Consider the following 24,702-nt stretch of genomic DNA (forward strand, 5'->3'; position numbering starts at 1 on the left):
CACCGGTTCCGGCCGGTGTGCGGGGACCGCGGCCGGTGTGCGAGCGCCTAGCCTGCGGGGATGGATCTCTCGGGCGCGGAGTTTCGGCGGGCGGGGTACGCGCTGGTCGACTGGGTGGCGGCGCACCGGGAGGGGATGGCGGAGCTGCCGGTGCGGCCCTCCGTGGAGCCCGGCTCGATCCGCGCCGCCCTGCCCGCCGCCCTGCCGGACGCACCCGTGGCCGACGTCGGCGCGGCGCTCACCTCCCTGCTCGACGACGTCGTGGTCCCCGGCTCGCTCCTGTGGCAGCATCCCGGCTTCTTCGGCTACTTCCCCGCGCAGGCCTCGCTGCTCTCCCTGCTCGGCGACATCGCGTCCGGCGGGATCGGGTCGCAGGGGATGCTGTGGTCCACCGCGCCCGCGGGCACCGAGATCGAGCAGGTGCTGGTCGACGGGTTCGCGACCGCGCTCGGCCTCGGCGAGGCGTTCACCTTCGCCGGTGGGGGCGGCGGGTCGCTGCAGGACTCGGCGTCGTCGGCCGCGCTGGTCGCGCTGCTCGCGGCGCTGCACCGCTCGTCGCCGGCGTGGCAGGAGACCGGGATCGAGGGCACGGAACGCGTCTACGTGACCGCGGAGACGCACTCGTCTCTGGCCAAGGCGGTGCGGGTCGCGGGGCTGGGCTCCCGGGCCCTGCGGATCGTGCCCTTCTCCCCCGGGACCCGCGTGATGGACGCGGATGCGCTGGCAGAGCACATGTCGGCGGACAGGGCAGCCGGGCTGCGGCCGGTGCTGGTCTGCCCGACCGTCGGCACGACGGGCGTGGGGGCGATCGACCCGGTCCGCGCGATCTGCGGTGTCGCCCAAGGGGTCTGGGTGCACGTCGACGCTGCCTGGGCCGGGGTCGCGTCGCTCTGCCCGGAGTTCCGGTACGTCCTCGACGGCGCCGAGCTCGCCGACTCGGTGTGCACGGATGCCCACAAGTGGCTCGGCACCGCCTTCGACGCGTCGTTCCTCTGGGTGCGGGACGGCCGGGCGCTGCCGGCGGCGCTGTCGATCACCCCCGAGTACCTGCGCAACGCGGCGACGGACTCGGGCGCGGTCGTCGACTACAGGGACTGGCAGGTCCCGCTCGGCCGCCGGATGCGGGCCCTCAAGCTCTGGGCGGTCGTGCACGGCACGGGTCTCGACGGGCTGCGGGAACAGATCCGCGCGCACGTCGCCCTGACCACGTCCCTGGCCACCCGGATCGAGGCCGAGCCGGGTTTCGCGCTGGCCGCCCCGCCGTCGCTCGCGCTGGTGTGCCTGCACCTGACCGGCCCCGACGGATCACCCGACGACGCGGCCACCCGCGCGGCTCTGGAGGCCGTCAACGCGGACGGGGACTCCTTCGTCACGCACACGACGGTCGACGGCCGCTACGCGATCCGGGTCGCGGTCGGTGCGCTGGGCACCGGGCCCGAGCACGTCGACCGGCTCTGGCAGGCGCTGCGCGCGGCCCGCGACTAGCGTTGCAGGGTGCAAGCACTCCCCGACGCCATGCTGGAGCTCCTCCGCGGCACCGGCCCCGCCCAGATCGCCACCCTCATGCCCGACGGTTCCCCGCAGCTCACGCAGGTGTGGATCGACACCGACGGCACGCACATCCTCGTGAACTCCGTGCAGGGCCACCAGAAGGTGCGCAACGTCGAGCGCGATCCGCGGGTCGCCGTGACCGTCGGCGATCCCGCGGCCGGCCACCGCTACTTCGGCGCCCGCGGCGAGGTCGTCGCCATGACGACCGACGGCGCGGTCGACCACATCGAGGAGCTCGCGAAGCGCTACACCGGCCGGCCCTACCAGTGGTACGGCGGCCGCGACCAGGTGCGGGTGCTGCTCACGATCGCGCCGCACTCGGTGTACGGGCAGGGCTGACCAGGCCGAACCCGGCCAGTAGCCCGGGATCCCCGAACTCGACGACCCGTGCGATCCCGGTCGCGGTGACCGACAGGACGACGACGCCGTGCGGCTCGCCCCGGTGGAACACACCGGCCGCGGGCTGGCCGTTGGCCGTGGTGGGGAGCAGCCGCCAGTCCCCCGGCGCGCCCAGGACGTACGCGGCGAGCAGCCCGACGCACCCCTGCCGCCCGGCCCGCCAGTCGAGGAAGGGCGTGGCCTCCAGCGTGGCGTCCGCCCGCAGCACCCGTTCGAGCAGCGCCGGATCGGAGCGTTCGAAGGCCGCGATGTAGCCCTCGAGCAGCGCCCGGGCCCGCGGGTCCTCCGGTTCGAGCAGGTCATGGCCCGGCCCGGGTTCGGCCAGCCGGGCCCGGGCGCGCTGCAACCCGCTCTTGACGGCGGCGACGGTGGTGCCGAGGACCTCGGCCGTCTCCGCCGCCGAGAAGGCCAGCACCTCGCGCAGCAGCAGGATCGCCCGCTGCCGGGCCGGCAGGTGCTGCAGGCTCGCGACCAGCGCGAGCCGCACGGACTCCCGGGTCACCGCCGCCGCGGCCGGATCGCCGATCCGGCTGTCCGGCAGCGGTTCCAGCCACGACACCGCGCCCGGCGCGGCCCGCCGTGGCGGCGCTTCCTCCTGCTGCGGCCCGGACAGTCCCGACGGGAGCATCCGGACCGAGCGGGGGCGCAGCGCCGTCAGGCAGACGTTGGTGGCGATCGCGTAGAGCCAGACCCGCACGGACGACCGGCCGTCGAAGCCGCCGTACCCGCGCCAGGCCCGCAGGTAGGTCTCCTGCACGAGGTCCTCGGCGTCGTGGGCCGAGCCGACCATCCGGTAGCAGTGGGCGAGCAGCTCCCGGCGGAACGGGGCGGTCTCGGCCGCGAACCGGTCCTCGTCCACGGCCGCCCCTCTCACGGTCGCAGCGCCAGCTTGCCCACGGTCGCCCGCTCCTCCAGCGCCGCGAGCACCGCCGGGCCCTCGGCCAGGTCGTGCACGGCCGGCCGGGCGGGCCCGAGCGTACCGGCGGCGACCAGCGCGAACAGCTCCCCCATCAGCTCGCCGAACAGCTGCGGGGCGGCCTCGGCCAGCACCCCGATGTTGAGGCCGACGAGCTGCACCTGGTGCCGGTAGACCAGGTCCCAGTTGGTGAGGGCGGCCTCGCCGCCGGCCAGGCCCACGACGACGACCCGGCCCGTCACGCGCCGGGTCGCGGCGAGGCTCTCCGCGAAGCGGGCCCCGCCCACCGACTCCAGGACCAGGTCCGCCCCGGCCCCTCCGGTCCGCGCGCGCACCTCCGCGACGAGATCGCCGTCGACCGAGTCGACGACGTGGTCCGCCCCGAGGGCGCGGACGGTGTCGTGCTTGGCGGGCGACGCGCTCCCGATCACGACGGCGCCGAACCGCTTCGCCAGCACCACGGCAGCCTGGCCGGTCGCCCCCGCCGCGGCGTGGACCAGCACGGTCTCCCCGGCGCCGACGCGACCCAGCCGCAGCGCCGCGAGGGCCGCCGGGCGGTTCACGACCAGGCCCAGGGCATCCGCGGCCGCCCAGCCCTCCGGTATCCGCACCGCACCGGCGGCGGGCAGCACGGCGAACTCGGCGAACGCGCCGTCGCCGACCCCGACGACCCGGGTCCCGGGTGCGGGCTCCTCGACGCCGGTGCCCAGCGCCACGACCTCGCCCGCGGCCTCGAACCCGGCCACGTACGGCGGCCGCGGTCCGCCGTGGAACGTCCCGCGGGCCCGCGACAGGTCGGCGAGGTTCACCCCGGCGGCCTCCACCCGGACCAGGATCTCCCCCGGTCCGGGGCGGGGCACCGGCTCGTCGGCGACCAGGTGGGTGTCGGACGGCCCCCGCAGCGAGGTCTGCTGCAGGGCCCGCATCGTGGCGGGAATGCGCACGGCGATCGGCTCTCCTCCCCGGCGCACCCCGGCCGGGCGGTCCCGGCCGGCGGTGTGCCGACACCATGGAGACGACGGCCGGGGCCCAGAGGAATCGGACCAGAGGAATCTGCGCAGAAGAATCGGCCCGGAAGAATCGGAGGGGAGCTAGTCGGGGATGTCGGACTGCCCCGCGACCACGACGCCGAAGAGGTCGGCGATCGAGGCCAGGCTCGCGGCCTGCAGCGATCCCGACGGCACCTCCGCGCTCCCCGCGGACCCCGGCAGCGACCGCGTGGCGGTGGCGCCCCCGACGACCGTCGGCGAGTACCCGAGGCTGAACGCGCCGCGGGCCGTGGAGTTGATGCACATGTGCGTCATGAACCCGGCGAGCAGCAGCGGCCGCTCCCCGTGGCGCTTGAGGATCGTGTCCAGCTCGGTCTGTGTGAACGAGTTGGGGAAGTTCTTGACGACCGTCGGCTCGCCGTCGCGCGGAGCCACCCGGTCCACGATCGCGCCGATCTCCTCGCGCACGTCGTAGGGTGAGCCGGCGCCGGCGTCGTGCTGGATGTGGACGACCGGGATCCCCGCGCTGCGGGCCCGGTCGAGCAGCTCCTCGGCCTGGTCGAGCGCCGCCTGTACGCCGTCGAGCTCCATGAGCCCGCGGGTGTAGGTGTTCTGGCAGTCGACCATCACCAGGGTCGAGGCGGACAGCGCGGGCGGCTCGGCCGGGAGGCCGCTCACCGCGCGCAGGGTCGTGAGATCGGACATGGGTCCTCCGTGCATCGTCGGGCGGGACTCGTCCGACCGTAGCTGCGGCGGCGGGGGCGCACCCCCTCCCGCGCCTGAGGACCCTGTCCGGCGGGTGAGGGGCCTCAGACGCCCAGCGAGCGCCCGATGACCTCCTTCATGATCTCCGTGGTGCCGCCGTAGATGCGGGTGATGCGGGCGTCCGCGTAGGCCCGGGCGATCGGGTACTCGTTCATGTAGCCGTAGCCGCCGTGCAGCTGCAGGCAGCGGTCGACGACCCGGCCCTGCAGCTCCGTGCACCAGTACTTCGCCTTGCTCGCGTCCACCGCGTCGAGCTCCCCGGCGTTGAGGGCGCGCACGCAGTCGTCGACGTAGTGCTGTGCGATGTCGATCTCGGTGTCCATCTCGGCCAGCGCGAACTTCGAGTTCTGGAACGAGCCGACCGGCCTGCCGAAGGCCTTGCGTTCCTTGACGTACTCCAGCGTCCAGGTCAGCGCCGCCCGGGCCGCCGCGACCCCGGCGACCGCGATCGACAGCCGCTCCTGCGGCAGGTTGGTCACGAGCTGGGTGAACCCCTGCCCCTCCTCCGGGCCGAGCAGGTTCGCCACCGGCACCCGGACGTCGGTGAACGACAGCTCGGCGGTGTCCTGCGCGTGCTGGCCCAGCTTGTCGAGGTTGCGGCCGCGCTCGAAGCCCTCCATCCCGCGCTCGAGCACGATCAGGGACATGCCCTTGTGCTTCTGCGAGGGGTCCGTCTTCACCGCGGTGATCACCAGGTCGGAGTTGATCCCGTTGGTGATGAAGGTCTTGGCGCCGTTGACGACGTAGTGGTCGCCCTCGCGCCGCGCCGTCGTCGCCATCGACGCCAGGTCCGAGCCGATGCCCGGCTCGGTCATCGCGATCGCCGTGACCAGCTCGCCGGACACGATCCCCGGCAGCCAGCGCTGCTTCTGCTGGGAGTTCGCGTAGGCGAGGAAGTACGGCATGCAGATGTCGTTGTGCAGGGTCAGGCCGAGCCCGGCCGCCGCGGAGCCCGTGCGCATGAGCTCCTCGGCGACCACCGCGTTGAACCGGAAGTCCGGCACCCCACCGCCGCCGTACTCCTCGGGCACGTCCATGCCCAGGAATCCCGACTTGCCGGCCGTGGTGAACAGCGCGTGCGGGACGATGCCGTCCTGCGCCCACCGCTCGTCGTTCGGCACGATCTCGCTCGCCACGAACGCACGGAACGCCTCGCGGAAGGCCTCGTGGTCGCTGTCGTAGAGGGTGCGCTTCACGGGGTCTCCTCGTCGGAGGTGGGGTGCTCGGTCAGGCCGGGGCGGCCCGGGTCAGAGCAGCTCGAGGATGGTGGCGTTGGCCTGCCCGCCGCCCTCGCACATGGTCTGCAGGCCGTAGCGGATCCCGTTGTCCCGCATGTGGTGGACCATCGTCGTCATGATCCGGGCGCCGGAGCCGCCGAGCGGGTGGCCCAGCGCGATCGCGCCGCCGAGCGGGTTGAGGGACTTGGGGTCCGCGCCGATGTCCGCGAGCCACGCCATCGGGACGGGGGCGAACGCCTCGTTGACCTCGAAGGTGCCGATCTCGTCGAGCCGCAGGCCGGACCTGGCGAGGGCCTTCTGGGTGGCCGGGATGGGCGCGCTGAGCATCATGATCGGGTCCGCGCCGGCGAGGACGGCGGTGTGCACCCGGGCGATCGGGGTGAGGCCGAGCTCCTTCGCCTTCTCCGAGGTGGTCATGAGCAGGGCGGCCGAGCCGTCGGAGATCTGGGAGGCGTTGCCGGCGTGGATCACGCCGTCGGACTTGAACACGGTCTTGAGCTGGGCGAGGCCCTCGAGCGTGCCGCCCGGGCGGATCCCCTCGTCGAGGCTGACCACGGTGCCGTCCGGGGTGGTGACGGGCGCGATCTGGCCCTCGAACCGGCCCTCGGCCCGCGCGGCGGCGGCCTTCTCGTGGCTGCCGAGCGCGAACTCGTCCGTCTGGGTGCGGGACAGGTTCCACTTCTCGGCCATCATCTCGGCGCCGACGCCCTGGTTCGGCATCCCCTGCCCGTAGCGCTCGCGGAAGCTCTCACCCATCACGTCGTCGGTGCCGGCGACCGCGGCCCCCATCGGCACCCGCGTCATCGACTCGACACCACCGGCGACCACCAGGTCGTACTGGCCGGCGATCAGGCCGGCCGCCGCGAAGTGGACGGCCTGCTGCGAGGAGCCGCACTGCCGGTCGATCGTGACGCCGGTGACCGTCTCGGGGAAGCCCGCGGCCAGCGCCGCGGTGCGCCCGATGTCGAAGGTCTGCTCACCGACCTGGCCGACGCAGCCCCAGATGACGTCCTCGATCACGGCCGGGTCGACGCCGCTGCGCTCGGCCAGCGAGCGGAGCACGTGCGCCGACAGGTCCGCCGGGTGGACGCCGGCGAGGCCGCCCTTCCGCTTGCCGACCGGGGTCCGAACCGCTTCGACGATCACTGCGTCGCGCACTGGCGAGCTCCTTTGCCTCTGACCATGTCCGGCGGGGTGGTCACCGCCACTTTTCGCACGGTAGCAGGGGAAACCGACAGTTCCGACGCCTCGCGGTGTGGCATACAGAACATTCGTTCAGTACCGCGCGCCGTGCCGGACGGGCTCGGCCGGGACGCCCGGAGCGGGCCTGATCCCCAGCGCCGGGACGAGCCGGCGGTGCAGGTAGCCGCGCAGCCGCTCCTCGTCGGCGCCGGCCCCGGGCTCACTCGGCACGTCGAACCACACGAGGGAGAGCAGGAAGCGGATGACGGTCTCGGCGATCTCGTCGAGGTCGTCGGCCAGGTCCGGCTCGAACTCGAGCACGGGCGCGAGGAAGCGCCTGGTCATGGCCAGTGCCTCGGCCGACAGGCTGGCGCGGGCGAGGGAGAACGTGGCGCGCTCCGGGAAGGCGATCGGGGAGAGCGCGGGCTGGGTGCGGAACTCGTAGCGGGCCCGCAGCGTGGTCTCGACGACCAGCTCCGCGGCCGACGTCGCGCCCTGCGCGGACTCCCAGATCCGCTCGACGATCCGGCCGGAGAGCTGCAGCAACGCCTCGGAGACGAGCTTCTCCCGCGACCCGAAGTGCCGGTAGACGGTGGGCCGGGAGACCCCCGCGCGTTCGGCCACCTCGCTGAGCGACGTGCCGTCGAAACCCACGGCGGAGAGGCACTCGACGGCCGCCTCCAGGATCCGGGTCCGCACGTCCACCGTCCCATGGTGACACCCGCGGCGTCCGAGCGGATCACCTGCGTGATCGCGATGTCGTCACGGAAATCGCGCAGGGGTCGCGGATCCGCCCGGAACTGTCGGGGGGCGCGGCTAGCGTCCGCGCCATGAGCTCCCCCGCCCCCGCCTCCCCCGATCCCGTGATGGACCGCATCACCGCCCTGATCCAGGCGTCGCACGCCGGCGAGCGCGCGGCCGCCCGTGCGGGCTTCGAGGAGCTCTGGCCCGCGCTCACCGATCCCTTCCACCGCTGCGTGCTCGCCCACTACGCGGCGGACGTGCAGGACGATCCCCACGCGGAGCTGGAATGGGACGAGCGGTCGCTCGCGGCCGCCGGCGAGGTGCCGCAGGGCCGGGCCGAGGCGCACCATCCGGCGTTGCAGCTGCAGGGCTTCTACCCCTCGCTGCACCTGAACCTGGCGGAGGACCACCGCAGGCTCGGCGATCCCGAGCGGGCCCGCGAGCACCTGGCGGCGGCCCGGGCCCGGCTCGACGCGCTGGCGGGCACCGAGGACGCCGCACCCGGCTACGCGGACGGCATCCGGGCGGCACTGGACCGGCTGGCGGAGCGCCTGGAGGGTGCCGGTTCGGCCGGGTGATCCACGCCTCGCCCGCCGGCGAGGGTGGTCCACCTCACCGTGGCCGTCCGTTCACCTTCCGTTTGCTTTACGTCCCTACCGTTTCGCGCAGCAAAACTCTCCGTGAAGGCGGCGCGATGGATCTCTCGGTGATCGTGGTCGTGGTGGTGGCAACCGCGTTGGTCTTCGACTTCACCAACGGGTTCCACGACACGGCCAACGCCATGGCCACGTCCATCGCGACCGGCGCCCTGCGGCCCCGCGTCGCCGTGGCGGTGGCCGGGGTGCTGAACCTGGTCGGGGCGTTCCTGTCGGTCGAGGTCGCGAAGACGATCTCCTCCGGCATGGTCGACGAAACGCGGATCACCCCCGTGGTGATCTTCGCCGGGCTGGTCGGCGCGATCGTCTGGAACCTGCTGACGTGGCTGCTCGGGCTGCCGTCGAGCTCCTCGCACGCGCTGTTCGGCGGCCTGATCGGGGCGTCGCTGGTGGCGGCGGGCACCGGGGCCGTCCACTTCGGAGTGGTACTCACCAAGGTCGTGGTGCCCGCGCTCATCTCGCCGTTCCTGGCCGGGGTGGTCGCGCTGATCGGCACCTACCTCGCCTACCGCACCACCGCGCGGGCCGACAAGGGCGTGGTCACGAAGGGTTTCCGCACGGGCCAGATCCTCTCGTCGTCCATGGTGGCGCTCGCCCACGGCACCAACGACGCGCAGAAGACCATGGGCGTCATCACGCTGACCCTGATCACCGCCGGGGTGCTCGCGCCCAACTCGGGCCCCCCGTTCTGGGTGATCGCCTCCGCCGGGCTCGCCATCGCGCTGGGCACCTACATCGGCGGCTGGCGGATCATCCGCACCCTGGGCAAGCGGGTCAGCGACATCGAGTCGCCACAGGGCTTCGCCGCCGAGACGGCGTCCACCGCGGTCATCCTGGCCAGCTCGCACCTCGGGTTCGCGCTGTCCACCACGCAGGTGTGCACCGGTGCGATCTTCGGGGCCGGTGCCGGCCGCCGCCTCGCCGGGGTGCGCTGGGGCGTGGCCGGGCAGATGGCGATCGCCTGGGTCCTCACGCTGCCGGCGGCCGCGGTCGTCGGCGCCGCCGCCGCGTGGGTGGCCTCGGGCGGCACCCTCGGCACCGTGATCGTCGCGGTCGTCGGCGTCGCGTTCGCCGCCGGCATCTACGCGGTCTCGCGCCGCAGGCCGGTCCACTCCGGCAACGTCAACGACGTCCCCGCCGCCGCACCGGCCGACCCGCCGGTGCGGATGGCGGCCTGAGCGCGGGAGGCCGCACATGACCGTCGCCTGGGGCTCCCTCGGGGTCGTCGCGCTGGTGTCGCTCGTCGCGGGCGTCGCCCTGATCGTGCTGGTGTCGTTCGCGCTGGTCGGGCTCTCCGCCCGGGCCCGGCCCGGTGAGGTCGGCGGGGCCGGCACGGGCGCGGCCGGGACGCGTGTGGCCGGAGCGCGGGGGATGAGCCCCGCGGCCGGCACCGCCGTCGCGGTGGTGTGCCTGCTCGCGGCCGCGCTGATCGTCGGATACGGGCTCTGGGTCCTGATCGCCTAGGAGGGTGCTGACGCGCTCCGGCCGAGGCGCGCAGTAGGCCCGAGCCCGTCAGCGCGCTCCTGGCACCCGCTCGGCCCACACCGCTCAGTCCAGCCGCTCAGTCCAGCCGCTCGGCCCAGCCGCTCAGCCCAGCCGCTCAGCCCAGCCGCTCAGCCCACGCCGCTCGCCACCGGCGGGGCGCCCTCGGGTGAGGCGACGGCGAGCACCAGGGCCGCGATCCGCGCCCGGTGCTCCTCGGCGCTGCCCAGCAGGGCGGCGTCCGTGATCGCCCGCTTGTAGTACAGCTGCACCTGGTACTCCCAGGTGAAGCCGATGCCGCCGTGCAGCTGGATGGCGTCCCCCGCGATCCGGGCGAAGGCCGCCGAACAGGTGGCCTGGGCGATGCTCGCGGCGAGCGCGGGATCGTCCGTGCCGTCCTGCAGCGCCCACGCCCCGTGGTACGCGGCGGAGCGGGCGTGCTCGAGGTCGACGAGCATGTCCGCGAGCCGGTGCTTCACCGCCTGGAACGAGCCGATCGGCCGGCCGAACTGCAGCCGCTGGGTCGCGTAGCCCACGGTGAGGTCGAGGAGGTGCTGCGCGGCCCCGACCTGCTCCGCGGCCAGCAGGACCGAACCGACGCCGAGTGCCTGCCCCACCACCCGCTCGAGCTCGTCCGGGCCGGCCAGCAGCCGGGCGGGGGTCTCGGCGAAGCGCAGCGTGGCCTGGCGGCGGGTCAGGTCCAGGGTGGTCAGCGGGGTGCGCTCGGTGTCGCGGCCCTCGACGACGTAGAGGCACACGCCGTCCGGGCCGCTCGCGGCCACGAGCAGGTCGTCCGCGCCGGCCGCGTCCACCACCCGCTCGACGGTGCCGGTGAGGTCCCAGCCCTGCTCCGATCGGGTCGCCCCGACCGTCACCTCGGACGGCACGAACCGGCCGGCCCGGTCCCCCACGGCCAGCGCCGCGGTGCGGGAGCCCTCGAGCAGCGGACCGAGCACGGACTCGCGCACCGGGCCGTCCGGGGCCGCGACCAGCGCCGGGATCGCCAGCATCAGGGTGCCGAACACCGGGCCGCAGGCCAGCGCCGCGCCAAGCTCCTCCACCGCCACGGCAAGATCGACCAGGCCGCCGCCCGAACCGCCGAGCTCCTCGGGCACGGCGAGCCCCAGCACGCCCAGCTCCGCGCCGAGCCGCCGCCAGCTCTCCGGGTCGAACCCCACCGTCGTCTCCATCAGGTGGCGGACGGTCCGCTCGTCCGAGGTCGCCGCCGCGAACCGCCGGACGGCGGCACGCAGCTCGCGCTGCTCGGTACTGAACACGAACTCAGCCACGCGGGATCTCCTTCCAGGGGCGGCCGGCGTCGGCCCGCAGGTCGCCCGGCAGCCCGAGCACGCGCTCGCCGAGGATGTTGCGCAGCACCTCGGACGTGCCGCCCTCGATGCTGTTGGCCCGCGAACGCAGGAACCGCTGCTGCAGCGGGCCGCGGTAGGCGTCCATGTCCGCCACCCGCGTCACGTCCTGCATCGTGTAGTCGGAGTACAGCACCGCCTCGGGGCCGAGCAGGTCCATGCAGAACTCGTAGACCTCCTTGTTGAGCTCCGCGCCGACCAGCTTGCCCACCGAGCCCTCCGGGCCGGGGCCCGCCGAGGTCGCGGCGGCCCGCGCCCGCTCGGAGGTGAGCCGCTGCGCCTCGGCCCGCAGCCACAGCGCGGCGAGCCGGTCCCGCAGCACCGGCGTGTGCCGGTCCGGGCGCGCGGCCCACAGCGCCACGGCCTCGCCGATCGTCCCGGCGCCGCGGCGGCTGCCGCTCGCGCCGATCGAGCTGCGCTCGTTCATCAGGGTCGTCATCGCCACGCGCCAGCCGTCGCCGAGCGCGCCGAGCCGGTGGGCGTCCGGGATCCGGGCCCCGTCGAGGTGGACCTCGTTGAACTCGGCCTGCCCGGTCATCTGCCGCAGCGGCCGGGTCTCGACGCCGTCGGCGTGCATGTCGAGCACGAAGTAGCTGAGGCCCTTGTGCTTCGGCAGGTCCGGATCGGTGCGGGCGAGGAGCAGCGCCCAGCGGGCCCGGTGCGCCAGGGTCGTCCAGACCTTCTGCCCGGTGACGACCCACTCGTCGCCGTCGCGGACCGCCGAGGTGGCGAGGCCGGCGAGGTCCGAGCCGGCGCCCGGCTCGGAGAACAGCTGGCACCAGATGTGCTCGGTCGAGGCCAGCGGGCGCAGCCACTCCCGCTTCAGCTCGGCGGTCTGCGCGTGCTCGACGAGGGTCGGCGCCGCCATTCCGATGCCGATCGGGTTGAGCGCGAACGGCACCGGCCCGCCGGCCTCCTGCAGCACGCCGTCCGCGACGGCCTGCAGGCCGCGGGACAGGCCGAGCCCGCCCAGCCCGACCGGGAAGTGGACCCAGGCGAGTCCGGCGTCGAAACAGGCGGCGAGGAGCTCCCGGACCGGGACCTCCCGCGGATCGTGCTCGCGGACGACGGCCCGCGCGGCGTCGGCGACCCGGGTCGCGTCGGTGGTACCCGTGCTCATGCCCGGACGATAGGACACCTCGGCCGGTCGCACCCGGGACAGCACCCGGACTCGGCCGCTCGGCCCCCGCCGACCGTCCGTTCACCGAACGAGTGACCGGGCAAACCCCGGCCAGGGGTTCCTCTCACGGCAAACAGGGGTACTAAGGAGGGGTGAGCGTTCCGGAGTCCCGCCCCCCGCGTCTGACGGAGGCCGAGCGGCAGCAGCTCGATGCGCTCGAGCAGCAGCTGCGCGGCCAGTACCCCGATCTCGACGGCCGCTTCCGCGCGGCCCGTCACGACAGCGCGCCCCCGCTCGAGCGGCGCATCGCCCGCATCGTGTTCGCCGTGCTCGCGGTGGCCATGATCGCGGTCGCCGCCGTCGTCGGCGGGCTCGGCGGCGCCGCCGCGGTGGCCGTCGCCGTCGCCGGCACCGCCGGGATCCTGATGTTGGTCAACCACACGGCGTCGCGCGCCCGTGCGGTGGTCGAGGAGACCACCCGCGGGACCGACGCCGCCGAGGCCTGACCGCACCCAGGTCCCCCGCCGCGCCCTCGCGCGCGGAGTCCCACCCCTTCCCACGGTCCGTGCTGTGCCCGGTGGAGCCGCTCACCTCCCCCGGCGCGAGACTGGACGCGTGCCCGCCCCCCTCGTCCGCGATCTCGGGTCCCTGCCCGATCTGCCGGTCCGCCGGGCGCTGCCCGAGATCACCGCGACCCTGGTCGCGCACGGGGCGGCCGTGCTCGTCGCACCGCCCGGGACGGGGAAGACCACCCTGGTGCCGCTGGCCCTGGCCGGGGCGGTCGACGGGAAGGTCGTCGTCGCGGAGCCCCGCCGGGTCGCCGCCCGCGCCGCCGCGGCCCGCATGGCGGCGTTGCTCGGGGAGCCCGTCGGGCGCAGCGTCGGGTATGCGGTGCGGGGTGACGCGAAGCCCGGGTCCCGCGTCGAGGTCGTCACCTCGGGGCTGCTGCTGCGGCGGCTGACCGCGGATCCCGAGCTGCCCGGCGTCGGCGCCGTGGTGCTCGACGAGTGCCACGAGCGCCATCTCGACGCGGACCTGCTGCTCACCCTGCTCCTCGACGCCCGTGAGGGCCTGCGCCCCGATCTCCCGGTCCTGGCCGCGTCGGCCACGGTCGCCGGGCCGCGGCTCGCGGCGCTGCTCGGCGGGCCGGTCGTCGAGATCGACGCGCGCACCTTCCCCGTCGACGTCCGGCACCGGCCGCCGCTGAGGGGCGAGCGGATCGAGGCGTGCGTGGCCCGCGGGATCCGCGAGGTCCTCGGCTCCGGCTCGGTCCTCGCCTTCCTGCCCGGGGTGGCGGAGATCCGGCGGACCGAGGCGGCGCTCGCCGGTCTGGGCGTGCCGGTGCTGCCCCTGCACGGGCGGCTGAAGCCCGCCGAGCAGGACGCGGCCCTGCGGGACACCGGACGGCGGGTGGTGTTGGCGACCGCCATCGCGGAGTCCAGTCTGACCGTGCCCGGCGTCCGGGCCGTCGTCGACGCCGGGCTCGCGCGCGTGCCGCGGGTGGACCACCGGCGCGGCCTCGCCGGCCTGGTCACGACGACGGTGTCCGCGGCCGTCGCGGACCAGCGGGCCGGCCGGGCGGGGCGCGAGGCCCCCGGTGTCGCGGTCCGCTGCTGGCCCGAGGGGCAGCTGCTCACGCCGTATCCGGAGCCGGAGATCAAGGTCGCCGACCTGGCCCGGCTCGCGCTCGACCTGGCCTGCTGGGGCACCCCCGACGGCGCGGGCCTGCGCTGGTGGGACGCCCCGCCGGAGGGACCGTTCGCCGTCGCCCGGGAGGTCCTGCGGGTGCTCGGCGCGGTCGACGGATCGGGCACGGCCACCCCGCGGGGCATGCGCATGAACGGCCTCGGCCTGCACCCCCGCCTCGCGCGTGCCCTGCTCGACGGCGCCGCGGCGGTCGGCGCGCGCACGGCGGCGGAGATCGTCGCGGTGCTCGACGACGACACCCTCACGCAGGGCCCCGACCTCGACGGGGAGCTGCGGCGGCTGCGGGACGGGAGCGCGCCGGCCCGGGGGCGGTGGGCTGCCGAGGTGAGCCGGCTCGCCCGGCAGGTCGCCCGGGACCGCGGCGAGGGTCGGCGCCCCGCGCACGCCACCGCGCTGGTCACCGCCCTCGCCCATCCCGAGCGCCTGGCCCGCCGACGCGCCGACGGTTCAGGGGTGTTCCTGCTGGCCGGCGGCACGGGCGTCGAGGTCCGGGATCCAGGGCTCGGCGCCCACGAGTGGCTGGCCGTCGCGATCGCCGACCGGACCCCCGGCGCGGTCCACGGCACGGTCCGGCTCGCGGCCGCCGCCGACCGCGGGCTGGCCGAGCGGGCCGGCGAGGCCCTGCTCACCGAGACGGACGAGATCACGTGGGCTCCTGCCGGCAGCGGCCCGGCCGACGTCCGGGCCCGCCGGATCCGCAGGCTCGGCGCGATCACCCTCGAGGAGAAGCCGCTCCGCGACCCCGATCCGGAACGCGTGCGCGAGGCGCTCCGCGACGGCCTGCGCGCCGAGGGCACCGGGCTGCTGCGCTGGTCGAAGGCGGACCGGGCGCTCCGCGAGCGCCTGGGTTTCCTGCACCGCACCCTCGGCGACCCGTGGCCCGCCGTCGACGAGGAGTCCCTGCTGGCCCATGCCGACGCCTGGCTCGGCGGTGCCCGCCGCCGCGCGGACCTCGCCGCCGTCGACGCCGGGAACGCGCTGCGCGCGATCGTGGGCTGGCCGCTCGCCGGGCGCATCGACGAGCTCGCCCCCGAGCGTCTCGCCGTACCCAGCGGCTCGAACCTCGCGGTGGACTACTCGGGCGAGCGCCCCGTGCTGCCGGTCCGCGTGCAGGAGGCGTTCGGCTGGCAGCGGACACCGCAGGTCGCCGGAGTGCCGGTGCTGCTGCACCTGCTCTCCCCCGCCGGTCGCCCCGCCGCCGTGACCGACGACCTGGAGTCCTTCTGGAGCACGGGATACCCGCAGGTCCGCGCCGAGCTGCGGGGCCGCTACCCCAAGCACTCCTGGCCGGAGGACCCGCGCACGGCGGAGCCCACCCGGCGGGTCAGGCGGAGCTGATCACTCGCCGCCGTCGCCGCCGCCCTTGGGCAGCCCCTCGTAGATCTTCTTGCAGTCCGGGCACACCGGCGAGCCCGGCTTGGGCGAGCGGGTGACCGGGAAGCGCTCGCCGCAGAGCGCCTCGACCATGTTCCCCAGCACCGCGCTCTCGGCGATCTTCGCCTTGCGGACGTAGTGGAACATCTTCGGCTCGTCGGAGCCGGTCGAGTCGGTCCCCTGCGGCCGGGTCTCGGTGTCGGGCAGAACCTGGGTGGCCATGTGCTCCATGATGCCCCACGTGACCAGAGTTCCGGCGATCACGGTGCATTCCGAGGTCCGCGAAGCGCTCGACGGCGGCCGCGCCGTCGTCGCGCTCGAGAGCACCCTGCTGGCCCACGGCCTGCCCGCCCCGCTGAACCGGGAGGCCGCCGGGCTGCTCGAGGCCGAGGTCCGGGAGCGCGGCGCGGTCCCGGCGACGGTCGCCGTGCTCGACGGCCGCCCGCACGTCGGCCTCGACGCGGCGCAGCTGGACCGGGTCTGCCGGCAGGACCTCGTCAAGCTCTCGGTGCGCGATCTCGGGTTCGCCGCGGGCCTGGGCCGCTCCGGCGCCACCACGGTCGCGGCCACCGCCGCCCTGGCCGCCCGCGCCGGCATCGCCCTGTTCGCGACCGGCGGCCTCGGCGGCGTGCACCGGGGCGCCCGCGAGACCTGGGACGTCTCGGCGGACCTGCCCGCCCTCGCCCGCCTCCCGGTGCTCACGGTCTGCGCGGGCGTGAAGTCGATCCTCGACGTGGGTGCCACCCTCGAGTACCTGGAGACCGCCTCGGTGCCCGTCGCCGGGTACCGGACGGACCGGTTCCCCGGCTTCTACCGGCGGGACTCCGGTTTCGCCGTGCCCTGGCGGATCGACGGGCCGGCGGAGGCGGCCGCGGCCTGGACCGGCCACGTCGAGCTCGGTGGCGGCGCCGGGATGGTGCTGGCCCAGCCGGTCGCCGAGGCCGCCGAGCTCGACGCCGCGCTGCACGACCGTCTGCTGGCCGAGGGCCTGGCGCTGGTCGCCGAGCGCGGGATCACCGGCAAGGACGTCACGCCGGCACTGCTCGAGCACTTCCACACCGCGAGCGGCGGCGCGAGCCAGGCCACGAACGTCGCCCTCGTGCGGGCCAACGCCGGCCTGGCCGCCGAGATCGCGGTGGAGCTCAGCCGTGGACGGGTCGACGCTGGACGGGTCGGCGCTGGACGGGTCGGCGGTGGACGGGTCAGCCGTCGATGACGCGGTGGTCCGTGTTGTCGACCTTCGTCTCGGCCTTCGGGCCCTCGATCTCGAGCTTGTCGCCGGAGTACCGGTTGACCTTCTCCGCCTTGAGCGGCAGCCGGTCGTTCGCAATGAGCACGGCGATCCACGGCAGCGGGATCGACACGACGAGCAGCGCCACCGCCAGCCACGGGATCTGGTAGAAGACCGCCGCCAGGATCATGCACGGGATCCGCATCCCCATCATGATCTTGTAGCGGCGCTTCCGGACGGCCAGCTCCTCCTCGTACGAGCGCTGCGCATCCGTGATGAGCACGGGATCGGAATCCCGGCGCGGGTCGGTCGTCACCGGACCACCTCCGCCCTCATCGTGTCACCAGGCGCGACGGTACGCGCGTTCACCCCGGCACGGATTTCCCGACGCAACCGCGCGTTCCGGGCGCAACGGCGTTACCCCGCGGGGCAGCCGCTCAGGACTCGTCGTGCGCGCCGTGCGCGTGCAGGGTCACGGGCCCCACGGCCTCGGCCGACACGACCTCGAGCAGCCGCTTCGCCAGCCCGTCCGCGATCCGGTACCGCACGAGCCTGCCCTCCCGGTGCGCGGTGACCATGCCGTGCGCGCGGAGCAGCCGCAGCGCGTGCGACACGGCGCTGTCGCTCATCCCGACGGCCACCGCGAGATCGGACACGCAGAGGTCCCCGGCGTGCTGCAGCGCGAGGAGCAGGGAGAGCCGGTTGGTCTCGCCGAGCGCGTCGAGCACGGTGGCCGCCTGGGCCACCCGTTCGGTGTCGGCGAGGACGGCGGTCGCGTCGCAGACCTGATCCGGGTCGATGACGCGCTGACCGCGGCGGTCGAGCGGGACCTTGTGCACGTGCCGATCCTAACCCCGCGAGATCACGTCGCGGCCTTGGTGGTGTTCTTCGCCGCGACCTTGACCGCCTGCTTGAACTCCCGGACCTTCTCCAGCGACCCCTGGTCGACGACGTCGGCCACGGACCGGAAGGAACCCTCGTCCCCGTAGTTCCCGGCGGCCTCGCGCCACCCGGGCGGGGTCACGCCGCGCTGCTTGCCCAGCAGCGCCACGAAGATCTGTGCCTTCTGGGTGCCGAAGCCGGGCATCGCCGAGAGCCGGCGGAACAGGTCCTTCCCGTCCGCCGCGTCCCGCCAGATCCCGGTCACGTCGCCGTCGTAGCGCTCCACGATCGCCGCGCAGAGCGCCTGCACCCGCCCGCCCATCGACTTCGGGTAGCGGTGCAGCGCGGGCGTGGAGGCGAAGACCTCGACCAGCCCCTCCGGGTCGTGCTCCGCGATCAGCCTCGCGTCGAGCTGCTCGACGCCGAGGCGGCGGGCCAGCTCGGCCGGCGCGGCGAACGCCCGCTCCATCGGCACCTGCTGGTCCAGCAGCATGCCCACGAGCAGGGCCAGCGGATCGCGGTCCAGCAGCGCGTCGGCCGCGGCATCCTGGGAAAGGCTCAGCACGCCCTCACGGTACCGGCCCGATCTCCGCTAGCGTCCCCCCGGTGACCAGCGCCGTTCCGGACAGCGTGATGCTCGGCAGGGGCTTCTACAGCGAGCATTCGCAGGCCCAGCGGGAGGCGGCCCGGGCCGCGGACGCCTGGCTGGTCGAGGCGGCCCTCACCGTTCCCCTACCCGCCGCACCGACCCCGGTCCTGATCGGGGACTTCGGCTGCGCCGGCGGCGCCAACGAGATCGCCCCCATGGCCGAGGCCATCGACGCGCTGCGCTCGCGGGACGCCGCGGCGCCGATCGAGGTCGCCCACACCGACCTCCCCGAGAACGACTTCGGCCCACTGTTCGCGCTGCTCCGCGGGCCGCGGGGCTACCCGGCCGGGCGCGGCGAGGTGTACCCGCACGTCGTCGGCCGGACGCTCTACGGCCCGCTCTTCCCCGCCGGGCGCCTCCACCTCGGCTGGAGCTCGATCACGCTGCACTGGCTCAGCACCGCCCCCACCACGGTGCCCGGCCGGGTCTACTCGAACCTGCTCACCGAGGCCGAGGCGGCGCCGTTCCGGACGCGGGCCGAGGAGGACTGGCGGCGGTTCCTCGCCGAACGGGCCCGCGAGCTGGTCCCGGGCGGCGAGCTGGTCCTCGTCGCCGGAGCGTCCGAACCGGACCGCACCTCCGGCGCCGAGGGGCTGTTCACCATGATCGAGGAACAGCTCGCCGCGCTCGTCGGAGCCGGCACACTGCGCGCCGGCGAGTCGGAGAAGATCTTCTACCCGACCTGGAACCGCACCCCCGACGAGTGGCGGGCACCGCTCGCGGAGTCCGGTTTCGACCTGCTCGCCGACGAGCTCTCCGCCACCGACGACGCCATCACGTACGACGCGACCGCACCGGGCTTCGCGGAGCGCTACACCCCGTTCGTGCGCGCGATCACCGAACGCCCCTTCTTCCGCTGGCTCGACGGCGACCGCTCCCCCGCCGAACGCGAGGCGGTCACCGAGGCCTTCTACGCCGGCCTGGCCGAACGGATGGCCGCCGACCCCCGCGCCGCCGCCTGCCGCTGGCACGTGGAGTCCCTCCGACTGCGCCGATCAACCCGCTGACGCGCGACCGCCGATCAACCCGCTGACGCGCGACCGCCGATCGGCCCGGCGACGCGCGACCGCAGATCAGGCCGCAGACGCGCGCTCCCGCCGGACGTCGATCCCGGCCGTCACCGACACCCCCGCCAGCAGCACCACCGCCAGACCCACGGCGGCCGCGGTCCCCCTGACCCCGCCGACCGCGAGCATCAGCAACCCGCCCACCGCCGCGCCGAGCAGCAGCGCCACCAGGACCAGGGCCCGCCGCGAGGCCGCACCGGGAGCGGCGTGCACGTGCTCGGCGGCCAGGCCGGACAGCGTGCCTGTGACCACGCTCGTCGTCATGTCCGGCACCGCGACCGTCCGCGCGCCCGCGAACTGCACGCCCAGGGACGCGGCCGCGATCGCCGAGACGACCCGCAGCTCCCCCTCCCCGGCCAGGTCCAGGGTGAGCAGCAGGACCAGGCACACCAGCAGGCCGAGCGCGGTGACCGCCGCGGCGTCCCGCGCGACGGACGGCTTGTGCCTGCCCACCCGCTGCGCCAGGTACCCGCCGAGTACCGCCCCGGCCGCGAAGGCCGCCAGCACGATCAGGTTGCGGACGATGTCGAAGCCCGGCGCCCCGACCACGCCGAGACCCAGGAACACGATGTTGCCCGTCATGTTCGCGACGAACACGTGCCCGAGCCCGAGGATGCTCGCCGCGTCGACCACCCCGCTGACCACGGTCAGCGCGAGCATCAGGACGGGCAGCCTGCCGAGCCGGGGATCGGCGCCGACGTGCTGCCAGGTCCGGGACGGACGGTCCGAGTCGCCTGTTCCGGGCACACGGGGACGGTACCGGGCACGGGCCCCGCCGCGGTATCGGTGAGGATGGCCCGGTGCTCTCCGACTCCACCTGCGCCCGGCTGCGCGACGCCCTGCTCGCCGCGGGCTACACCACCACCGGGGTCCGCGAACTGCTCGGTCCCGGCGCCCACGCCGCGCTGACCCGCGGCGAGCTCGAGGCCCCGGCCCGCGCCACCCGGGAGGCCGGCGGGCTCGGCTCGCTGGTCCGGCTGTTCCTGCTCGGCGGCACCGAGGCGGCCCCGCCGCTGCCGGAGATCGACGCGCTGGTCGAGGGCGGCCTGCTCACCCGCGCGCCGGACGGGCTGCGCGCCGCGATGGACCTCCGCCCGTACGGCGAGGAGGAGACGGACTGGTTCGTCCTGTCCGATCTGGACACCCCGGCGTCGCGGCAGGACCGCGACCACGTGACCGGCGTCGGCGGCGCCTCGCTCACCCTCGCGTCCTCGCTGGTCCGCACGCCCGTGGCGGACACCCTCGACCTCGGCACCGGCTGCGGGGTGCAGGCGCTGCACGCCTCCCGTTTCTCCACGGTCGTCACGGCCACCGACGTGGCGCCGCGCGCGCTCGCCACCGCCCGGGCCACGCTCGCGCTCTCCGGGATCACCAACGTCGAGCTGGCCGAGGGGCCCTGGCTGGAGCCGGTCGCCGGGCGGACGTTCGACGCGATCGTGTCCAACCCGCCGTTCGTGCCCGGCCCGGCACGCGTCGACTACGTCTACCGGGACTCCGGCCAGGCCGGGGACGCGGCGCTCGCCGGCCTGCTGCGCGACCTGCCGTCGCGGCTGCGGCCCGGTGGGCGCGCCCAGCTGCTCGGTTCCTGGCTGCACGTCCGCGGCGAGGACTGGCCCGAGCGGGTCCGCTCCTGGATCCCGCCGGGGTGCGACGCGTGGATCGTGCAGCGCGAGGTCACCGATCCCGCCCTGCACGTGGGCACCTGGCAGCGGGACGCCGGGCTCGACCTCACCGCGCCGTCGACCCGGGCCCAGGCCGCCGAATGGCTGGACTGGCTCGAGGCCGAGCGGGTGGAGGCCGTCGGGTTCGGCTTCCTGCTGCTCCGTGTGGTGCCGGACGGGCGGTCGCCCGAGATCGTGATCGAGGACCTGCCGGGCGAGCTGGCCGATCCGCTGCACGGCGAGATGGCCGGCTGGCTCGAGCGCGTGGCCTGGCTCCGCGACCACCCGAGTGACGATGCACTGCTCGGCGCGCGCTTCCGGCTGTCCCCCAGCGCGACCCTGGAGCACTACTCGGTGGCCGGCAGCGACGGGTGGTCCGAGGCCGGGGCCGCCGTCGTCCTTGCCGACGGCCCGCAGTGGCGCCACGAGGTCGACGAGCCCGCCGCGGCCCTGCTCGCGGGCTGCTCCGGCGCCCTGCCGCTGGAGGAGCTGGTCGCGCTGCTGTCCTTCGCCCACGACCGCCCGGCCGACGAGCTGGTGCGCGCCACCCTGCCCGCGGTGCGCGAGTTCGTGCGCCACGGCGTCCTGCTCCCGGCGTGAGCGCCGCATGAGAGCGGTGGCGGCCCGGGTCGACGGCGCCTCCGTCGAGGTCGACGGGACGGTCGTCGGCGCGATCGAGGGCGAGGGGCTGCTCGTCCTGCTCGGCGTGGCGGCCGGCGACGGCGAGAACGGAGCCGCGTCGGCCGCGCGGATGGCCCGCAAGCTCCGGGAGCTGCGGCTGCTCGCGGGCGAGCGCTCCTGCGCCGATGCAGGCGCGCCGCTGCTGGTGGTCAGCCAGTTCACGCTCTACGGGGACACCCGCAAGGGCCGCCGGCCCTCCTGGTCCGCCGCGGCCCGCCCCGAGGAGGCGGAACCGCTGGTCGACGCGGTGGTGGCAGCCCTGCGCGAGGCGGGCAGCCATGTCGAGACCGGGATCTTCGGCGCCGACATGCGGGTGTCGTCGGTCAACGACGGCCCGTTCACCGTGCTCGTCGAGACCTGACCGGCTCCGCACCGCGACCGGCCCGGCACCCCGACCCGCGCTGCACCCCGACCGGCGCAGCGAGCCGACTAACGGTCCGGGGTCACCCGGTCCACGAGGGACACACCCGCGTCGAGCACGGTGCGGGCGAGGTCGCGCTGCCCGGCGAGGACCTTCTCGGCGGCGATGAAGGAGCTGTCGAGCAGGGCCTTCGCGTCGGCGGTGGAGGGGCGGAACGGGGTCAGCGCGGTGAGCGCGTCCGACCAGGCGTTCACGAAACCCGTGAGCTTCTCGGTGGTGCTGGTGTTCTCGGCCATGCGCACTAAACTACGCGTCTCCGTTAAGTATGTCAATCAGGCCTCAGGTGCTCAGGAAGCTCCGGTAGACGCCGATGATCGCGGCCTTCTGCTCGTTCGTCAGCCGGGTCTCGGCGCGCACCGCCTCCTCGACGGTGCACATCCGGGGCGTGGGGTCCTCGGGTTGCGCCCCCTCCGGGTCGCCGCCCCAGCCGGCCTGCTTGAGGAGCTCGTCGGCGTTGAGGTGCAGCGCGTCCGCGATCGAGTGCAGGACCTTCAGCGAAGGCTGGTGCAGGCCGCGCTCGACCTGGGACAGGTAGGCGTTGGACACCCGGGTCATCGAGGCCATCTCCCGCAGCGAGAGGTTGGCCATCTGCCGCTGCGCCCGGATGAACCCACCCAGCGCGTTCACCCGCCCCGGCCATCCGTCGTCGTTCGCCATGCCCGCCAGCCTAGGGGGGTTCATCCCCGCAGGACGTACGTCCCCGGCGCCTCCACCAACCGCGGGTGGGCGGCGGAGCCGGTCGCCGGCGGCGTGCGCATCTCCCCCGCGTGCTCCGCGATCCACGGCGTCCAGTCCTCCCACCAGCTCGCCCGGCGCTCGACGGCGTCGTCCCGCCAGTCCTGGGCGCGCTCGGGCAGCTCCGACGAGTCGGCGAACCAGTGCCTCGACTTGGCCGACGGCGGGTTGACGACGCCGGCGATGTGCCCGGAGTTCGAGAGCACGAACCGGACGTTCCCGCCCAACAGCCGCGCTCCGATGTAGACGGAGTCCCAGGGCGCGATGTGGTCCCGCTCGGCGGTGATCACGTAGCTGTCCTGGGTGATCGCGCCGAGCTCGAGCCGCTCGCCGGCCAGCTCGAGCTTGCCCTCGGCCAGCTCGTTGGCCAGGTAGCAGGTGCGCAGGTACTCGGTCTGCATCTCGGCCGGCATCCGGGTGGAGTCGCCGTTCCAGGTCAGCATGTCGAACGGCGCCGGGTCCTGCCCCTGCAGCCAGCCCGAGCCGGCGTAGCCCCAGACCAGGTCGGTGGCGCGCAGCAGGTCGAACGTGCGCTTCATGCTCGCCGCGGGCAGGTACCCGTCCTTGCGCATGACGCGTTCGAGCCGGTCGACGGTCGCCTCGTCGGTGAACACCCCGAGCAGGCCCGGCCGGCTGAAGTCCAGCAGCGTGTTCATCAGGGTCAGCGAGTTGACCCGCTCGTCCCCACGGGCCGCGAGCCAGGCCAGCGCGGCGGCCGCCATGGTCCCGCCAAGGCAGAGCCCCGCGACGTTGACCTTGGGGGCGCCGGTGATCTCCTGCACCGCGTCGAGCGCGGCGAGCAGGCCCTCGCGCAGGTAGTCGCTCATGGTGAGCTCGCGCAGCGACTCGTCCGGGTCCCGATAGCTGATCATGAACACGGTGTGCCCGTCCTGCACCGCCCGCTCCACGAGGCTGCGCTGCGGAGCGAGGTCCATGATGTAGTACTTGTTGATCCACGGCGGGCTCATGAGCAGCGGGATCTCGTGCACCGTGGGCGTCTGCGGCGCGTACTGGATCAGCTCGACCAGCCGGTTCCGGAACACGACGGTCCCGGGCGTGGCCGCCAGGGTCTCCCCCACCGCGTAGGCGCCCGGCACGAACTGGCGCGGCATGCCGCCGTTCTGCGTGATGTCGCGGACCGCGTTGCGCAGGCCCCGCGCCAGCGACCTGCCGCCCGTACGGAACGCCGACTGCACCATGGCCGGGCTGCTGACGGGCCAGTTCGCGGGTGCGGCCGCCTCGACGATCTGGGCGACCAGGAAGTCGATCTTGCGCTGCGCGACCGGGTCCAGCTCGACGGCGCCGGCCAGCTCGCGCAGCCGCGCGCAGAAGAGCGCCGACTGCTGACGGCAGAGCCAGTACCAGGCGTTCTCCTCCCACACCGGATCGGCGTAGGCGCGGTCGGACTCCGGCAGCACGGCCGGACCCTTGGCGGTGCCCCCGACCGCCCGCACCGCCGAGACGCCGCTCGCCCGTACGGTGTCGAGCCCCCAGCCGAGCCCGATCCGGGCGGACGTACGGGGGTGGCTCACGGCGGACCTCACGGCGCCGGCGAGGGCGGAGCCGAAGCCCACCGGATCGACCCGGGCCGCAACCGACCTGGGGTCGAGACGATCGCGGACGGCATTCACCACGCCCACCGTCTCCTCCAGGATCCCCCGGGCCCGTTCCTGCGTCGGGCCCTCCGTGTCGGTGACCGGTCCCGTGGACGTCATCCGCCTGCGCCTCCCCATGTCGCGTGCATTCCCCGGGGCGGCCCTGTCGAACCACCGGCGGGGGTCCCATGGTGGGGGGTACCCGTCGGTAGTGATCCGGTCACCGCACGAGGTCACGTCCGTGTCCCCGCTCACCAGATCCACTTCCGATCGGTATCCCAAGCGCTACT

Annotated in this window: 27 protein-coding genes; 11 read left to right on the plus strand and 16 right to left on the minus strand. The window is 74.6% G+C overall.

All coding sequences use genetic code 11. From position 1 onward, the window contains the following. Nucleotides 1-60: 60 nt before the first annotated feature. Both ABD324_RS05615 and ABD324_RS05620 read left to right on the plus strand, forming a co-directional pair. Nucleotides 61-1,485: a pyridoxal phosphate-dependent decarboxylase family protein gene (locus ABD324_RS05615; RefSeq protein WP_344413041.1), complete on the plus strand. Its 1,425-nt coding sequence runs from the start codon at nucleotides 61-63 to the stop codon at nucleotides 1,483-1,485. Between the two features lie 9 nt (nucleotides 1,486-1,494). After that, complete coding sequence (locus tag ABD324_RS05620) at nucleotides 1,495-1,890, plus strand: PPOX class F420-dependent oxidoreductase (protein WP_344413043.1); 396 nt, start codon at nucleotides 1,495-1,497, stop codon at nucleotides 1,888-1,890. On the opposite strand, the gene ABD324_RS05625 is transcribed toward ABD324_RS05620, so the two are convergent. The 6 genes from ABD324_RS05625 to ABD324_RS05650 form a co-directional block, all read right to left on the minus strand. After that, nucleotides 1,853-2,809, minus strand: coding sequence for an RNA polymerase subunit sigma-70 (locus ABD324_RS05625; RefSeq protein ID WP_344413045.1), 957 nt, complete (start codon nucleotides 2,807-2,809; stop codon nucleotides 1,853-1,855). The two genes, ABD324_RS05620 and ABD324_RS05625, sit on opposite strands and share 38 nt — an antisense overlap. An 11-nt stretch (nucleotides 2,810-2,820) precedes the next feature. After that, nucleotides 2,821-3,810 carry a zinc-binding dehydrogenase gene (locus tag ABD324_RS05630; protein WP_344413047.1) on the minus strand — a complete coding sequence of 330 codons (990 nt, stop codon included), beginning with the start codon at nucleotides 3,808-3,810 and terminating at the stop codon, nucleotides 2,821-2,823. A 147-nt stretch (nucleotides 3,811-3,957) separates the two neighbouring features. After that, entirely contained in the window at nucleotides 3,958-4,560 is a 603-nt protein-coding gene (locus tag ABD324_RS05635) for a cysteine hydrolase family protein (RefSeq protein ID WP_344413049.1), read from the minus strand. Nucleotides 4,561-4,664: 104 nt separating this feature from the next. Next, complete coding sequence (locus ABD324_RS05640; RefSeq protein WP_344413051.1) at nucleotides 4,665-5,816, minus strand: acyl-CoA dehydrogenase family protein; 1,152 nt, start codon at nucleotides 5,814-5,816, stop codon at nucleotides 4,665-4,667. Between the two features lie 51 nt (nucleotides 5,817-5,867). After that, nucleotides 5,868-7,016 carry a thiolase family protein gene (locus ABD324_RS05645; RefSeq protein ID WP_344413053.1) on the minus strand — a complete coding sequence of 383 codons (1,149 nt, stop codon included), beginning with the start codon at nucleotides 7,014-7,016 and terminating at the stop codon, nucleotides 5,868-5,870. A 117-nt stretch (nucleotides 7,017-7,133) separates the two neighbouring features. Then, nucleotides 7,134-7,745: a TetR/AcrR family transcriptional regulator gene (locus tag ABD324_RS05650; RefSeq protein WP_344413056.1), complete on the minus strand. Its 612-nt coding sequence runs from the start codon at nucleotides 7,743-7,745 to the stop codon at nucleotides 7,134-7,136. Between the two features lie 125 nt (nucleotides 7,746-7,870). Between ABD324_RS05650 and ABD324_RS05655 the strand changes: the two genes are divergently transcribed. The 3 genes from ABD324_RS05655 (at nucleotide 7,871) to ABD324_RS05665 (ending at nucleotide 9,904) form a co-directional block, all read left to right on the plus strand. Further along, nucleotides 7,871-8,362, plus strand: coding sequence for a hypothetical protein (locus ABD324_RS05655; RefSeq protein ID WP_344413058.1), 492 nt, complete (start codon nucleotides 7,871-7,873; stop codon nucleotides 8,360-8,362). A 116-nt stretch (nucleotides 8,363-8,478) separates the two neighbouring features. Next, nucleotides 8,479-9,618 carry an inorganic phosphate transporter gene (locus ABD324_RS05660; RefSeq protein ID WP_344413060.1) on the plus strand — a complete coding sequence of 380 codons (1,140 nt, stop codon included), beginning with the start codon at nucleotides 8,479-8,481 and terminating at the stop codon, nucleotides 9,616-9,618. Between the two features lie 16 nt (nucleotides 9,619-9,634). Continuing rightward, the gene (locus tag ABD324_RS05665; RefSeq protein ID WP_344413061.1) at nucleotides 9,635-9,904 is read left to right on the plus strand and encodes a hypothetical protein; all 270 of its coding nucleotides are present in this window, start codon (nucleotides 9,635-9,637) and stop codon (nucleotides 9,902-9,904) included. Between the two features lie 149 nt (nucleotides 9,905-10,053). Here ABD324_RS05665 and ABD324_RS05670 read toward each other — a convergent pair whose 3' ends face one another. Both ABD324_RS05670 and ABD324_RS05675 read right to left on the minus strand, forming a co-directional pair. Next, complete coding sequence (locus ABD324_RS05670) at nucleotides 10,054-11,211, minus strand: acyl-CoA dehydrogenase family protein (protein WP_344413062.1); 1,158 nt, start codon at nucleotides 11,209-11,211, stop codon at nucleotides 10,054-10,056. After that, entirely contained in the window at nucleotides 11,204-12,409 is a 1,206-nt protein-coding gene (locus ABD324_RS05675; protein WP_344413064.1) for an acyl-CoA dehydrogenase family protein, read from the minus strand. The genes ABD324_RS05670 and ABD324_RS05675 overlap by 8 nt, the downstream gene beginning before the upstream one ends. Before the next feature lie 152 nt (nucleotides 12,410-12,561). Between ABD324_RS05675 and ABD324_RS05680 the strand changes: the two genes are divergently transcribed. Together ABD324_RS05680 and hrpB are read left to right on the plus strand one after the other, a co-directional pair. Next, nucleotides 12,562-12,915, plus strand: a complete 354-nt coding sequence (locus ABD324_RS05680; protein ID WP_344413066.1) for a DUF3040 domain-containing protein — start codon at nucleotides 12,562-12,564, stop codon at nucleotides 12,913-12,915. A 109-nt stretch (nucleotides 12,916-13,024) separates the two neighbouring features. Further along, complete coding sequence (gene hrpB / locus ABD324_RS05685) at nucleotides 13,025-15,454, plus strand: ATP-dependent helicase HrpB (protein WP_344413068.1); 2,430 nt, start codon at nucleotides 13,025-13,027, stop codon at nucleotides 15,452-15,454. On the opposite strand, the gene ABD324_RS05690 is transcribed toward hrpB, so the two are convergent. Next, entirely contained in the window at nucleotides 15,455-15,712 is a 258-nt protein-coding gene (locus ABD324_RS05690) for a DUF3039 domain-containing protein (protein WP_344413070.1), read from the minus strand. A gap of 10 nt (nucleotides 15,713-15,722) precedes the next feature. Between ABD324_RS05690 and ABD324_RS05695 the strand changes: the two genes are divergently transcribed. Further along, nucleotides 15,723-16,706 carry a pseudouridine-5'-phosphate glycosidase gene (locus ABD324_RS05695; protein ID WP_425565744.1) on the plus strand — a complete coding sequence of 328 codons (984 nt, stop codon included), beginning with the start codon at nucleotides 15,723-15,725 and terminating at the stop codon, nucleotides 16,704-16,706. Here ABD324_RS05695 and ABD324_RS05700 read toward each other — a convergent pair. The 3 genes from ABD324_RS05700 to ABD324_RS05710 all read right to left on the minus strand — a co-directional run bounded on the left by ABD324_RS05700 (nucleotide 16,693) and on the right by ABD324_RS05710 (nucleotide 18,168). Continuing rightward, entirely contained in the window at nucleotides 16,693-17,037 is a 345-nt protein-coding gene (locus tag ABD324_RS05700) for a DUF3099 domain-containing protein (RefSeq protein WP_344413075.1), read from the minus strand. The genes ABD324_RS05695 and ABD324_RS05700 overlap by 14 nt on opposite strands. A 121-nt stretch (nucleotides 17,038-17,158) precedes the next feature. After that, the gene (locus ABD324_RS05705; protein ID WP_344413077.1) at nucleotides 17,159-17,560 is read right to left on the minus strand and encodes an ArsR/SmtB family transcription factor; all 402 of its coding nucleotides are present in this window, start codon (nucleotides 17,558-17,560) and stop codon (nucleotides 17,159-17,161) included. A gap of 23 nt (nucleotides 17,561-17,583) precedes the next feature. After that, entirely contained in the window at nucleotides 17,584-18,168 is a 585-nt protein-coding gene (locus ABD324_RS05710; protein WP_344413079.1) for an HhH-GPD-type base excision DNA repair protein, read from the minus strand. 41 nt (nucleotides 18,169-18,209) lie between these two features. Between ABD324_RS05710 and ABD324_RS05715 the strand changes: the two genes are divergently transcribed. After that, nucleotides 18,210-19,259: a class I SAM-dependent methyltransferase gene (locus ABD324_RS05715; RefSeq protein ID WP_344413081.1), complete on the plus strand. Its 1,050-nt coding sequence runs from the start codon at nucleotides 18,210-18,212 to the stop codon at nucleotides 19,257-19,259. Nucleotides 19,260-19,325: 66 nt separating this feature from the next. Here ABD324_RS05715 and ABD324_RS05720 read toward each other — a convergent pair whose 3' ends face one another. Further along, nucleotides 19,326-20,066, minus strand: coding sequence for a YoaK family protein (locus ABD324_RS05720; RefSeq protein WP_344413083.1), 741 nt, complete (start codon nucleotides 20,064-20,066; stop codon nucleotides 19,326-19,328). 53 nt (nucleotides 20,067-20,119) lie between these two features. Between ABD324_RS05720 and ABD324_RS05725 the strand changes: the two genes are divergently transcribed. Further along, nucleotides 20,120-21,580: a DUF7782 domain-containing protein gene (locus tag ABD324_RS05725; RefSeq protein WP_344413085.1), complete on the plus strand. Its 1,461-nt coding sequence runs from the start codon at nucleotides 20,120-20,122 to the stop codon at nucleotides 21,578-21,580. Between the two features lie 7 nt (nucleotides 21,581-21,587). After that, a complete protein-coding gene (gene dtd / locus ABD324_RS05730; RefSeq protein ID WP_344413087.1) occupies nucleotides 21,588-22,022 on the plus strand; it encodes a D-aminoacyl-tRNA deacylase in 435 nt (144 codons plus the stop codon). 68 nt (nucleotides 22,023-22,090) lie between these two features. Here the strand turns inward: dtd and ABD324_RS05735 are convergent, their stop codons facing one another. Genes ABD324_RS05735 through ABD324_RS05745 form a run of 3 tightly spaced genes read right to left on the minus strand, consistent with a single transcriptional unit; the run spans nucleotide 22,091 to nucleotide 24,532 of the window. Beyond that, nucleotides 22,091-22,318, minus strand: coding sequence for a hypothetical protein (locus ABD324_RS05735; RefSeq protein WP_344413089.1), 228 nt, complete (start codon nucleotides 22,316-22,318; stop codon nucleotides 22,091-22,093). A gap of 43 nt (nucleotides 22,319-22,361) precedes the next feature. Further along, nucleotides 22,362-22,739, minus strand: coding sequence for a helix-turn-helix domain-containing protein (locus ABD324_RS05740; RefSeq protein WP_344413091.1), 378 nt, complete (start codon nucleotides 22,737-22,739; stop codon nucleotides 22,362-22,364). A gap of 20 nt (nucleotides 22,740-22,759) precedes the next feature. Continuing rightward, on the minus strand, nucleotides 22,760-24,532 hold the full coding sequence (locus ABD324_RS05745; protein WP_344413094.1) for a PHA/PHB synthase family protein: 1,773 nt from the start codon (nucleotides 24,530-24,532) through the stop codon (nucleotides 22,760-22,762). Between the last annotated feature and the right edge of the window lie 170 nt (nucleotides 24,533-24,702).

Origin of the sequence: Pseudonocardia ailaonensis, from assembly GCF_039531635.1 — a bacterium.
GTDB lineage: Bacteria > Actinomycetota > Actinomycetes > Mycobacteriales > Pseudonocardiaceae > Pseudonocardia > Pseudonocardia ailaonensis.